Annotated in this window: 9 protein-coding genes; 5 read left to right on the top strand and 4 right to left on the bottom strand. The window is 43.3% G+C overall.

Going from position 1 to position 12,399, the window contains the following annotated elements; translation table 11 throughout:
- The first annotated feature begins 324 nt into the window (after positions 1–324).
- A complete protein-coding gene (locus tag JMW85_RS08385) occupies positions 325–1,245 on the top strand; it encodes a hypothetical protein (RefSeq protein ID WP_201581435.1) in 921 nt (306 codons plus the stop codon).
- A 119-nt stretch (positions 1,246–1,364) separates the two neighbouring features.
- Here JMW85_RS08385 and JMW85_RS08380 read toward each other — a convergent pair whose 3' ends face one another.
- From JMW85_RS08380 to JMW85_RS08370, 3 genes are all read right to left on the bottom strand, one after another.
- Positions 1,365–2,165: a 4'-phosphopantetheinyl transferase superfamily protein gene (locus JMW85_RS08380; protein ID WP_201581434.1), complete on the bottom strand. Its 801-nt coding sequence runs from the start codon at positions 2,163–2,165 to the stop codon at positions 1,365–1,367.
- A gap of 121 nt (positions 2,166–2,286) precedes the next feature.
- Positions 2,287–2,805: a peptidoglycan-associated lipoprotein Pal gene (gene pal, locus JMW85_RS08375; RefSeq protein ID WP_045452798.1), complete on the bottom strand. Its 519-nt coding sequence runs from the start codon at positions 2,803–2,805 to the stop codon at positions 2,287–2,289.
- A 155-nt stretch (positions 2,806–2,960) separates the two neighbouring features.
- Positions 2,961–3,416 carry a DUF6231 family protein gene (locus JMW85_RS08370; protein ID WP_201581433.1) on the bottom strand — a complete coding sequence of 152 codons (456 nt, stop codon included), beginning with the start codon at positions 3,414–3,416 and terminating at the stop codon, positions 2,961–2,963.
- A 535-nt stretch (positions 3,417–3,951) separates the two neighbouring features.
- Between JMW85_RS08370 and pepN the strand changes: the two genes are divergently transcribed.
- The gene (gene pepN, locus JMW85_RS08365) at positions 3,952–6,552 is read left to right on the top strand and encodes an aminopeptidase N (RefSeq protein ID WP_201581803.1); all 2,601 of its coding nucleotides are present in this window, start codon (positions 3,952–3,954) and stop codon (positions 6,550–6,552) included.
- A 159-nt stretch (positions 6,553–6,711) separates the two neighbouring features.
- On the opposite strand, the gene JMW85_RS08360 is transcribed toward pepN, so the two are convergent.
- Positions 6,712–7,794, bottom strand: coding sequence for a 3-deoxy-7-phosphoheptulonate synthase (locus tag JMW85_RS08360; RefSeq protein ID WP_201581432.1), 1,083 nt, complete (start codon positions 7,792–7,794; stop codon positions 6,712–6,714).
- 412 nt (positions 7,795–8,206) lie between these two features.
- Here JMW85_RS08360 and lpxB point away from each other — a divergent pair, with 412 nt between their 5' ends.
- The 3 genes from lpxB (at position 8,207) to JMW85_RS08345 (ending at position 12,238) form a co-directional block, all read left to right on the top strand.
- On the top strand, positions 8,207–9,514 hold the full coding sequence (gene lpxB / locus JMW85_RS08355) for a lipid-A-disaccharide synthase (RefSeq protein WP_201581431.1): 1,308 nt from the start codon (positions 8,207–8,209) through the stop codon (positions 9,512–9,514).
- 73 nt (positions 9,515–9,587) lie between these two features.
- A complete protein-coding gene (locus JMW85_RS08350) occupies positions 9,588–10,442 on the top strand; it encodes a ribonuclease HII (protein WP_201581430.1) in 855 nt (284 codons plus the stop codon).
- Positions 10,443–11,008: 566 nt separating this feature from the next.
- Positions 11,009–12,238 (top strand): CAP domain-containing protein, encoded by a 1,230-nt coding sequence (locus JMW85_RS08345; RefSeq protein ID WP_201581429.1) that lies wholly within the window; start codon positions 11,009–11,011, stop codon positions 12,236–12,238.
- The last annotated feature ends 161 nt before the right edge of the window (positions 12,239–12,399 follow it).

The following is a 12,399-nucleotide window of genomic DNA, read 5'->3' as shown; positions in this document are numbered from 1 at the left end:
ATTGAGTTAAATAAATGGGTAGGTCATTATAATGACATATTTTGTAATATCCTTACATGAAGATTAAGCTAACCAATATTCATGTTTGCGCTGTTGAGTTACTTTAAGAGTATTGTGTAACAGAAAGTCGAAGTTTTGCGGATTGGTGTAGTAATTATTACAATATCTATGCAATCTTTACATAACGGCAAATAAAAAGCGCTCCTAGAGGGGTGACTTTTCCGGCCAAAATTGTTTTAATCTGCTCAACAAAATGATCGATTTAAAAAAAGCTAAATTGTCATTTTTTATGGGCGACTTATTCCACACTTTAGGAGAGTATTTATGAGACTTATTAAATTAACAGCAATTTCTGCTGCCGTTTTAGCGTCAACTGCTGCACTAGCTGCTGAACCTGTTATCGTTGTTGATGGTAACGATGCAGTTGTGTATGAAGCTGAGCCTGTTGCTGTTGCATATGAAGCTGAGCCTGTTGCTGTTGCATATGAAGCTGAGCCTGTTGCTTATGCATACAATGCTGACGCTGGTATCGTTCGCAACACTACTGGTGCTGTTGTTGGTGGTACTAAGACTTTCTTCCAAACTGCTATCAACCCAGCTTCTGTTAGCGCTGAAGTTGGTACACTAGGTTATGGTGCTAACATCGGTTGGTCACTAAATGAGAAAACTGAATTACAAGCTGGTTGGGCAGGTGGCGATGTTGCTGACCTATTCGGCGGTGACTTTGACGCAAACGACGTAAACTATGACGTTGATTCTGACTTCAGCAACCCATACCTAGGTGTGCAATTACGTCCTACTGGTAACTGGTTTACAATGGGTGCTGGTATCATCGTACCTGACAACGACATCGACGTAACTGCTAATCCAGATGGCGGCGTATACAAAATTAACGATAGAACGTTTGTTGCTGATGGCGAAAACGGTGTAGGTTCTTTACAAGGTACTATGGAACATCGTAACAAACTAGCACCTTATGGTACTATCGGTTTCCGTCCTAACATCGGTAACAACTGGGGTGTATTCGGCGAAATCGGCGCAGCCTATATGGGTAAAACTAACGCGACTGTAAATGCAGTTGACCCAGAAAGAAATGTGAATATTGATAATGGTGTTACTCCAGGTGGTGTAGATTCAGGCTTAAATGCTGGTCAAGTTGCTAAACTTGCTGAGCGTGAGCTTGAAGATAAAGACTATCTTGAGTGGATGCCAATTGTTAAGCTTGGTGCAACTTACCGTTTCTAATCTAATCACAGTTTAAGTACTGTTATTAGAAGAAGAGCAAGAAAAAACGATCCTTTTTAGGGTCGTTTTTTTTGTCTGTGAAAGGGTAGTTGTTAGAATGAATAACAGGTGTAAATGGTCTAGAAAATAACGATGGTTTGTTGCGCTGACAATACCGCGATACGGTAATCGGACTTAATGTCTGCTATGACCATTAAAGATGAGGGTTCTTTAATAGCATGAATCAAATCAGCAATCAGGTAGGAATAATCTACTCCTAACCCTTGTGCCAGTTTGTATTGATGAATTTTGATAAAACTTTCTTTTATTTGCCACAGTAATTTAGCGATAATCTTACGCTGAAGTGGGGATAATGCTTGTAAAGCAGCCATTTCATGCTCAGAATAAAACCGCTGCGCTACGTGCCATGCTACATGATTGGTTTCAATATCAATACCAATGGGACGGTGACGACTAATGACCACGGTTACTTTACTGTTCAATGATGTATTGATTGTCTGAACGGTATTTTGATTAATATCATGATTCTTGCTGCCTGTATGACTAAAGCATACGTAATATTCACTGCTGCTAAGCCGATACGGGAAATTTGACTCATCCAGAGTATCGCGCAACTTTAGCTCACTCAGTAACTGTTGTAGCAATAATCGAACGCCTTTGCGTTGTAATTGACGTTGACGCTGCGCCATTTCACGTGTTGATAAACTTACTGGTGACAGGCAGTAATGCCAATTAAGCTCGTAAAATTTCTGAAAATCTACTTGCGATATATTGTTCGCGGATGACCACAGTAATTCATCCCACAGTCTTTTAAGGTTGAGGAATGAACGCTCGCTCACTTGTGCCGTGGCGCACCACGTTGCAGGATCGAGCTGGGTATATTGGACATGGGTCAGATTTAAGATAGAGCTTGGCATCATTGATTGCATCTATTGGATTGGTTCGCTTAGTAACATGCAAAAAGCCCAGCGATATATTATTGCTGGGCTTTCAATTATAAAATATATTGAGCTTTATCGACTGTGATTGGTTTTACTGGTGTTAGTAAGACAATTCAGCACGGCGATTTAGTGCATAAGCTTCTTCAGTATTACCAGCGGCAGCAGGGCGCTCTTCACCATAGCTGATGACGCGGATATTGTTTACTGCGACGCCTTGAGTAGCAAGGTAATCACGTGCTGCTGCAGCACGGCGCTCACCTAGTGCCATGTTGTATTCACGGCTACCGCGATCATCAGTATTACCTGCGATAACAACGCTGGCTGCTGGATTTGAGTTTAGCAAGCTGGCATGTTGATTAAGAATGCTCGCTGCTTGTGAAGTAATTTCGCTGCTATCAAAAGCAAAGTAAACAACCGCCTGTAGGTTTTCAGCGCCCATAATAACCGCGCTTGAGTTATCTACGATGACTGCGCCAGTGTATCCAACTTGACCACCTGGGATACCTAGTGGGGCAACCACGACTTCAGAGGTAGCACGTTTGGTCGCACAACCTGTGGTTAGTGCCACAGCGCTTGATAATACAGCGAGGGCTGCGATCTTAGAAAAACTGGTTGACATAATGAGCTCCTAAAATTTTAATTAATTAAAATTGTTTTTTTGAACTGCTTACGATAAAACTTAGGCAATTGCTATCTATCATATACTAAATGTTACTTTATGTAAGTAGTATTACTGTAAATAATGCTAGAATTTACAGATAGATATGAGATCCACTACCAGCGGTGCTTGCCCCAATTTTCAGGATTGGCCCAATAATCCGCATTTAACCAATTTGGCAACTGTTTATAATCATATAAATTGAACTGCCAAAGTCTGGCGGACGCTGATGACTTTACAGATAAAGGCTGCTCTGTTTGCTCAGTAGTATTCATCTCTAAAGATGGCTCATGCAAGATATCAAATGGGGTAAAGCCATAAGCTTTTAAATCTAGGGTGCCATCAAGGGCTATGAGCAGGTGTGCCGCATAAAGATCTCGATAGCGCATGAGCAGCGGAATATACTGCTGCAGCAACTCTGGTGAGAGTGTGGGCAACCAAAAACAGGCGAGCTCATAACGTTCAGGCAATTGTCGTTGATTGAGCTCTAATAGTGTCGATATTTGTGGTGAGCGGGTATTTTTAGCAGTGTCTTTAATGCTAACCGCGCATTTTGGTCTGGGACGACCCACAGCAACTCAGTGTCATTATCAGTAGATTCAATGGTTGTGGATGCGTTCGCTTGTATGGTTAGTGAGGGCAAAAGAGCCTCAACGTAATCTATCAATAATGGTAACGTAATGTCTGAGCGACTGGCAGTTTGCTTTATCATATAATAGGCCGTTTATCGAGTGTTGGTCATCAGTGACCCTATTAAATCATTTTAATCGCGATTATCCAATGGGTGATTGATGCTGATTATGCTGCTCTTTTAATATGTCGACTCTCTCATTCTTTTGATATATCGACTCTCTCATTGCCATCGCATTTTGATAAGTGTCATGGACGATGGACATAATAAAATTGGGACCTGCTCTTGAAATTTGGCAGTTTAGGTCAATGTAGCAAGATACCATTATCATGTTAATGGTCATAAAATTATGCTAATTGATGACTTGCCTTAACCTAAATTATCCCGCTTTTTACCGTATATATTTTTTGCCACAAATAATAATAGGAATACCCATGTCTATTGCTGAAACTGATGCTCAAATCATTAATCCTGATATGCCAGATGTGCCACCGCATGCACCAAGTAAAATTAATTTAAAAGATTACCAGAAACCTAGCTTTGATGTGGAAACGGTTGATTTAGATATTAAACTGTTCGAAAATCATGCACAGGTAGACAGCACTCTGAAGATGGTACGTCAAACAGCAGGAGATCTCGTATTGTTCGGTGAGGAGTTGGAACTGATCGCCATTACGATGAATGGTAAGCCATTGACGGCTGAGGATTATCAACAACAAGCAGGCACGTTGACGATTGCTAATGCACCTGATGAGGTTGTTTTAGAGATTCAAGTACGCATCTGTCCGCAGACTAATACCGCACTTGAAGGGTTCTATATGGCGGGCAGTGGTGATGAGACGATGTTTGTCACTCAGTGCGAGCCTGAAGGTTTTCGTAAGATCACCTTTTATCCAGACCGCCCCGATGTATTGGCGATATTTACCACGCGTCTTGAGGCGGATAAGCGTTATCCAACACTATTGGCCAATGGTAACTTGGTCGAAGCGGGCGAGGTGGCAGATGCCCCAGATCGTCATTATGCGATATGGCATGATCCAACCAATAAGCCAAGCTATCTATTTGCCTGCGTTGTCGCTGATTTAGACGTATTAACGGATTCTTATACCACTAGCGAAGGTCGTGAGGTGTTGCTGGAAATATACGCAAAGTCTGCTGACATTGATAAATGTGATGTCGGTATGCAAGCGTTGAAGGATTCGATGAAATGGGATGAGGTCAATTATGGTCGCGCCTACGATTTAGATCGCTATATGATTGTTGCCGTGAGTCAATTTAATATGGGCGCGATGGAAAACAAAGGTCTAAATATCTTTAACACCGCTTGTGTGTTATCCAGTCCTGAGACCACAACGGACTCGCGTAGCTTTAGTGTGAAAGCCATCATTGCCCATGAGTATTTTCATAACTGGACAGGCAATCGCATCACTTGCCGTGATTGGTTCCAGCTGTGCTTAAAAGAAGGCTTTACTGTTTACCGCGATCAATCCTTCTCAGCGGATCAGCAGTCGAGTGCCGTACAGCGTATCGACGATGTGGCGACCTTGCGTGCTCATCAGTTTGCGGAGGATGCAGGACCACTGGCACACCCGGTACGCCCTGAGAGTTTTGTCGAGATTAATAATTTTTATACGACGACTGTTTATGAGAAAGGCGCTGAAATCGTGCGCATGATTGCCAATACGTTAGGAGCCGAGAATTTTCGTAAAGGCACGGATGAGTATTTCCGTCGTTATGATGGGCAAGCGGTGACGGTTGAGGACTTTTTGTCAGCGCTTAGCATCACTGATAGTAAGATTGAAAGCTTTATCGACTGGTATCGTCAGCCGGGCACACCAATGGTGTCTGGTCATCAACATTATGACCATGCAGCGCAGACACTGACGATTACGTTAAGTCAGCAAACCCGTCATGTCAGTGGCTTTGCTGCGCCAAAACCTTTGCCTATTCCGGTCGCGACTGCGCTATTTGATAAAGACAGTGGTGACATTGTGGCTGAGCGTATGCTGCTACTCGATCAAGCCACGCAAACCTTTACCTTCGAACATATAGCGCGTGAGCCTGTAGTATCCTTGCTACGTGATTTTAGTGCGCCAGTACAGCTCAATTATGATTATCAAGATGCAGATTTGGCATTTTTGCTCAAACATGAAACTAATGGTTTTAACCGCTGGCAAGTGACGCAGATGCTGGTCAATCGTATCTTGCTGCAAGGTCAAGGCGAGAAGAGCAGTCCTGATATCTATCTGCAAGCACTAGCGCAGACATTGCCTGTGCTCGCGGCTGAGGATGCGATGTTGGCTGCCCGCTTGCTTGATATTCCATCAGCGCAAGAGCTGGCGTCTGCTATTCATAAAGATTACGATCCAGCATTGGTGAAAGCGCAGCGCGACGACTTGTATCAGCCGCTTGCAGAGGCGCTAAAAGATCAATGTGCTGAGCTTTATGAGCAGCTACCTATGCAGTCTTATGAAGATAGTGCCGAGGCTCGTGGCACCCGTGCCTTGCGTAATGTGGTGCTCGATATGGCGCTGACCGCAAATGTCGATGGCGCAGATGAATGGGCGCAGCAGCAGTATGATGATGCAAGCTGTATGACGGAGCGTTTCGGTGCGTTGAAAGCGATGGTCAATCATCAACTGCTAAATGCTGATAAGTATTTAGCAGACTTTTATAATCGCTTCCAAAATAATGATTTGGTCATCGATTTATGGTTTAGTGTGCAAGCGTCTGCTGATACTGTGACCGCTGATACTATCCAATCCTTGATTGCTCACGCAGATTTTGATTGGAATACGCCCAATCGTGTACGCTCAGTGGTCAGCGCCTTCACCTCGCAGCCAACGGCTTTATGGATGGCAGAAGGGTTAGAGCTTTATATTGGTGTGATTAAAAAGTTGGATGATGCCAATCCTGTTTTGGCGTCGCGCTTATTGCAAGTGCTAGCGCGTTGGAATACCTTGGCTGAGCCACGTCGTCAAATGGCGCATGAGCGGTTGATTGAGTTGCAAAAGCAGGCCTCTTCTAAGCATGTACTTGAAAGTCTAAACAGTGTTTTAGGTGCGGCAAATGTATAAAGCGTAATATTTTATCAGTTACGTTGAAAAGTTAAACGTGATAATCTAATAAGTTAAAGCGTACAAAAAAGCCCGTCTGACATATCATGTCAGACGGGCTTTTTGCTGAGCAACTTATCAAGATAGAGTGATCTCTATCGTGATGAGGGGCTGTCAATATTAACGGTTAGGCAAAACGTCTTTAACCATATCACGTAGATTATATAGGGCAGTGACCGTACTCTCCCAATCTAAGCAACCGTCAGTGATAGACTTACCATATTCGAGCTGACTTAAGTCAGCGGTCAGTTTTTGATTGCCGCCCTTTAGATGACTCTCAATCATCATGCCGATGATAGATTTATTGCCGTTTTGAATTTGTTCCGCAACGTTTTGGATAACCATCGGCTGTAGATATGGGTCTTTACCTGAGTTGGCATGGCTTGAGTCAATCATAATCTTACTATTGGTTTTGCCTTTTGCCAGCTCGTTTTCCACTTGTGCAACCGCAGTCTCGTCATAGTTGGGCTTGCCGTTACCACCGCGAAGTACCACGTGCGCGTAAGGGTTGCCTTTAGACTTGATGATGGAGACTTTACCATCTGCTGACAGACCTAAGAAGCTATGACCTTCTTTGACGGCTTGCATTGCGTTAACAGCGACTGTCATGCCGCCGTCTGTTCCATTCTTGAAGCCTACTGGGCACGATAAGCCTGAACTCATTTCACGATGCGTTTGGCTCTCAGTGGTACGTGCGCCAATCGCTGACCAGCTGATCAAATCCTGCATGTACTGAGGGGTATTCGGGTCTAGTGCTTCGGTGGCGCAAGGCAGACCTTTTTCATTCAAATCGAGCAGTAGCTTACGGGCAGTACGCAGACCTTTTTCGATATCGAAGCTGTCATTCATATCAGGGTCATTAATCATGCCTTTCCAGCCAACGGTTGTGCGCGGCTTTTCAAAATATACGCGCATCACAACGAACACGCTATCTTCGATTTCTTTTGCTAATACGGCCAAACGATCGGCATATTCGTGAGCGGCTTTGATATCATGAATAGAGCAGGGGCCGATAACCACAAAGAGGCGCTTGTCTTTACCGTCCAAGATGTTTTGGATGGTATTACGACCGTTTAATACGGTTTTATAGGCTGCATCTGATAAAGGTAGCTCAGTTTTTAGCTCAGCGGGAGTGATCAAAGGAATGAACTTTTCAATATTCACGTCGTCAATATCTGCATTATGGGTAACTGATGTTGTCATGGTTATATATCGTCTAGCTGATTTATAGGGAGTTTCATTATGCGGACAAAAGTGTTGGTTGACAAGGGCAGTCGCGCAGTTAATTGACTGATAACTGGAATGAGGAAACCAAAACTTAGTTATACTTGTTCAGCGCCAATCGTAGATGAGCGCTTCAACAAGCAAGATTGTTACTCAATTTATCTGTCCGTGTAGAAAAACGAATTAACCCGTTAAGTAGTCATTTCTAGCTTTTATCAGCTAATTTAGCTATTTGTATCATCGTCACGTATGATGACAATATAAAAGGTATGACGATAAAATAGTGAGTATGGCGAATGCTTAGGTATCACAGAGCTTTCGCGCAGATTTTATGCGTCGTATTTTATAATAATCATTCATTTATTGTATTTTTTAATATCGAGAGCTTGTCATGACAGATTCTGCTACGCCTGATCAATATCATAACTTTATAGACCAAACACAGTCTGAAATTCGAAGTGCTGAATTACAGACTGTGCCATTGGTCATCGGTATCGTCGCAGGTGAGGTGTCAGGGGATAGCTTGGGCGCAGACTTCATGCAGCAGATGAATAATCTACGTGGTGATATTGTGTGGGTCGGCGTCGGTGGTACAAAGATGCAAGCGCAAGGGCTGCAAAGCATTTTTCCGTTGGAGCGTTTGGCGGTGATGGGTTTGGTAGAAGTCATGGCGCAATTGCCTGACTTGCTTAAAGCTCGCCGTGAATTACTGAGTGCATTTAAAGCCGCTGATATTGATTGGTTTATCGGCATTGATGCGCCTGATTTTAATCTTAGAGTGGCTAAAAAATTAAAACCGCAAGGCGTATTCTGCGTGCAGTATGTCAGCCCTTCTATTTGGGCATGGCGTGAGTCACGTATTCACAATATCAAAGCGGCGACCGACCTTGTGTTGTGTTTGTTCCCCTTTGAGCTGTCCGTTTATGAGCGTCATAATCATCCAGCAATATGTGTTGGTCATCCGCTGTTGCGTACGATCGATCAAACATTATTAGAGACACCGATCAATCAGCGCCGTAGTGAGCTGGTTTGGCACAACGATGGCTTGCAGCAGTTTTTTATTGAACGATTTGACGATGTCAGCCAGCTTATTTGTGTGATGCCAGGCTCTCGGCGCGGTGAAATCACGGCTATTTTGCCATTGATGTTAGATGGTATTCAAAAGCTGATATTGCTTGACCCCAAGCTGTGCTTTATCATTCCGACCGTCGATCAGAATCACCAATATATCGTCCAAGATGTTATTGATCAGCGCTCAGAGCAACTACGTGCTGCCATCGTTGTGGTTTATGATGTTAGCCAGCCAGCCTTTAGCCAACAAGCGATGGCAGCCTCAGATATTGTAATGCTAGCATCTGGCACTGCAACGCTAGAGGCGATGCTGTTAGAGCGACCGATGGTGGTGGTTTATCAATTAAATAAGCTCACCTATCAGATTGCCAAACGCTTGGTCAAAGTGCCTTATGTGGCGCTGCCCAATATTTTGGCTAATACTGCAATCGTTCCTGAGCTGATCCAAGAGCAGGCGAGTGGTGACAATATCTGTCGTACGGTCATGCGGCTATTGCAACCGCGTGCCTATGCTGAGCAATTAAAAGATCTCGTCGCCACAAAGTACTTATTACAACAGCAGAGTAATCATGATCCTGCTAATAGTGTGATTGAGCAATGGTTTATCCAAGAGAAACATCGGATTTAAGCCATTATTGATTGCGATCATTTCTTCTTCTATTAATTACAAAGATACCTAATAACAAAGATACCGCGCCCCTATGAGTAACCAGTACCAAACCCACAACTCTGTCACCCCGATTGAAGTAAGTATTGAGCAAATTGATATCAAAGGTCAATATCTACAGCTGGTTGAGCCTATTCGTTTATCGGGTCAGGTATATATTGATGAGCTACTTACTCAGTATCCGATCAAGGTGGAACAAGGCTTACAGCAGTCAACGCTACAAATAGGCGTTGATGAAGCAGGACGTGGGCCGTTGCTCGGTAGCGTCAATGTGGCTGCTGCGATATTGCCTAAAACTTGGTCAGGATTGATTGAGATGCAGCCATTAAAGGACACGCCATTATCTATCTTGACCGACTCCAAGCAGCTGAGTGAAAAGAAGCGTGACCGTCTTTATCCGTTGGTTCAGCAGCATGCTATTGGTTATGTTGTCGCCGAGATCCCAGCAGCAGTCATCGATCAAGTCAATATCTTGCAAGCGACGATGCTCGGTATGCGCTTATGTACCGAAGTGTTGTTAAAAGCCATTGCTCATCCTCTTGTCAACTCCATGAGGCAGGTCGAAGTTTTGTTTGATGGTAATCGCTGCCCTGAATTAAATGAGGCAATGCTCGCAGAACTGGGTATAGAAAAATCGATTGTCGATTGCCAAGCATGGGTAAAGGGCGATGCGCGTCATACCAGCATTGCTGCCGCCAGTATATTGGCTAAAGTCAGCCGTGACAAAGCCATGTATGTGCTTGATGCTGAGCATCCAGAATATGGTATCGCCAAACATAAAGGCTATCCAACACGCGCGCACATGGAGGCAATCGAAAAATACGGCGTATTATCTGCGCATAGACGTAGTTTTGCACCAGTCAGAAAGTCATTAGAGAAAGCCACTTAAGAACAAGTCACTTAAGAGTAAAGCACTTAAAAATAAACGTTGAGCTGAGCGTGCTTCTTTAAAATAGCCTAAGCGGACATAGTCATGACTAAAAATAAGACAGTCTATAATGAACGTATCAGTCTTCAACAAACACCAAGTAAAAATTTATGGAGTGTATTACAATGCCATTACAAATAAATTTAATACTGTGATATTAGGGCGTGTTGAACATTCACAAATGGACACTGCTGATAGCTAAAATTGTTCCAGACAAGGCGCAAGTCGACGATAATGTTAACACCTTATCTAAAATTGCAATGCAGTATGGGGCAATTTTAGTATCAGCCCCGATATTAACAGAAGGGGACAGAACTCTTTTTTGCCGCTTCATTGTTAAAAAGAGACGCTTAGAATAACTAAACTTACTATTTTTAACGTCAAATCGCCTGAAAAATAGTCCCTGTCAGTGCCATGGTCGAATGTTCAACACGCCCTAGCAGCTTAAGTCTACTTAGCTTATGTACCCATACTTAACGCTGGCATTTATTGACTTATATACGCGCTACTATTCTATAGGATAAAAAATGACGCTCAGTACGCTATTAATCAGTACGCCACAGAAAAATCTTGCTGCAGTGCTTTTTTTGACAGTATTTATAACGGCTTGTGGTGGGGGCGGTGGTGGCTCTGATAGCAGCTCTAATACCAATGCGCCAAGTCCGAACCCACCTGCTATCGAGCCAAACGATCAGCCCAATGATAATACAAGCGACAATTCAAGCGATAATGTTGACGACCAACCTGATAGCACTACTGCTACTAATGAGGTAAAGGCTGCATTGATTACCAACAATAAGTTCAGTTTGGCACGTACCAGCTGTGGGCTGAGCGGTTTATCTGTAGATACCGCGCTTGATGATGTTGCCATTAAACATGCAAATTATATTAAATACGTCTTTGCTAATAGCTCACCGACCGCATTCAGCGCGCATTACGAAAATAAGATTGCAGATATTTCGGGCGTTACCAGTAGCAATAATCCATTTTTTGGTGGGCTCAGTTTTACCGATCGCTTATCAAATGCAGACTATCCAAATGTGCGATATGGTGTGACTGAGAATATCGCCCAATCTATCTACTATAGTTCAGCAGGCAATCTTATTCGCTCAGATGTTGTGGCAGGCTCGATGGCAAAGTCCTTGCTGGCAGCACCTTACCATTTGCGTTCATTAATGATGCCTAGTGCAAGCGTGACGGGTGCTGGCGTGGTTGTCTATAAGCCATACAATAAAGAGGCGGCGAATAACCAAGGTTATGTATTGGTCAACCATGCAGCAGCGACCCAAGCGACTAAAGATAATACGGTTAAAGGCGTATTCACTTATCCATGTGAAGGCGTAACGGATACAGTAACCGCGCTATATAATGAGACGCCAGATCCTGTCAAGCATACAGGGCGTGACTTGCGAGTGGATCCTATCGGACAACCTATTTATATCAATATGCCATCTGCTCAAACGATTGATATCAGCAATGTGACATTCCATGATATCCAGCGAAATATCAATGTACCGATTGAGCTGCTAGACTATCGCCAAGATCCCCATAAAAATACGGCAAATGCGCTGCCAGCAAACGAAGCTTTTATATTACCAATCACTGATAATTTAAAAAGCTGCCAGATTGCCAGTAAAAAAGACAAAAACTGTGGTTTACATGGCAACAGTGACTACCGTGTCAGCTTTGATATTTTAGTGGATCATAATACTATCGAGCGTGAGAGCTTTACCTTTACGACAGGGATAGTGAACTAATAATTAAGTGAACTAAGACGTGCTCTTAATCTGAATAAAAATACCAATCTGAACGAAAGTATCTAAAGAGTAAGTAAAATCAAGCAAGGGCTGAACCAGTTATGATTCAGCCCTTGCTTTATTATGATAGTCAATCTATTGCACTATAAAAGAGTTCGGCG

The organism is Psychrobacter glacincola, assembly GCF_904846075.1.
GTDB classification, from domain to species: domain Bacteria; phylum Pseudomonadota; class Gammaproteobacteria; order Pseudomonadales; family Moraxellaceae; genus Psychrobacter; species Psychrobacter glacincola_C.
Note: the sequence above shows the minus strand (reverse complement) of the source record. Positions and strands in the feature narration are given on the sequence as shown.

Excerpts from the sequence above, each read along its gene's own strand:
- lpxB (WP_201581431.1), top strand. The coding sequence starts at position 8,207 with ATGACAGATTCTGCTACGCCTGATCAATATCATAACTTTATAGACCAA.
- JMW85_RS08380 (WP_201581434.1), bottom strand. The coding sequence starts at position 2,165 with ATGATGCCAAGCTCTATCTTAAATCTGACCCATGTCCAATATACCCAG.
- JMW85_RS08345 (WP_201581429.1), top strand. The coding sequence starts at position 11,009 with ATGACGCTCAGTACGCTATTAATCAGTACGCCACAGAAAAATCTTGCT.
- JMW85_RS08350 (WP_201581430.1), top strand. The coding sequence starts at position 9,588 with ATGAGTAACCAGTACCAAACCCACAACTCTGTCACCCCGATTGAAGTA.
- pal (WP_045452798.1), bottom strand. The coding sequence starts at position 2,805 with ATGTCAACCAGTTTTTCTAAGATCGCAGCCCTCGCTGTATTATCAAGC.
- JMW85_RS08360 (WP_201581432.1), bottom strand. The coding sequence starts at position 7,794 with ATGACAACATCAGTTACCCATAATGCAGATATTGACGACGTGAATATT.
- pepN (WP_201581803.1), top strand. The coding sequence starts at position 3,952 with ATGCCAGATGTGCCACCGCATGCACCAAGTAAAATTAATTTAAAAGAT.
- JMW85_RS08385 (WP_201581435.1), top strand. The coding sequence starts at position 325 with ATGAGACTTATTAAATTAACAGCAATTTCTGCTGCCGTTTTAGCGTCA.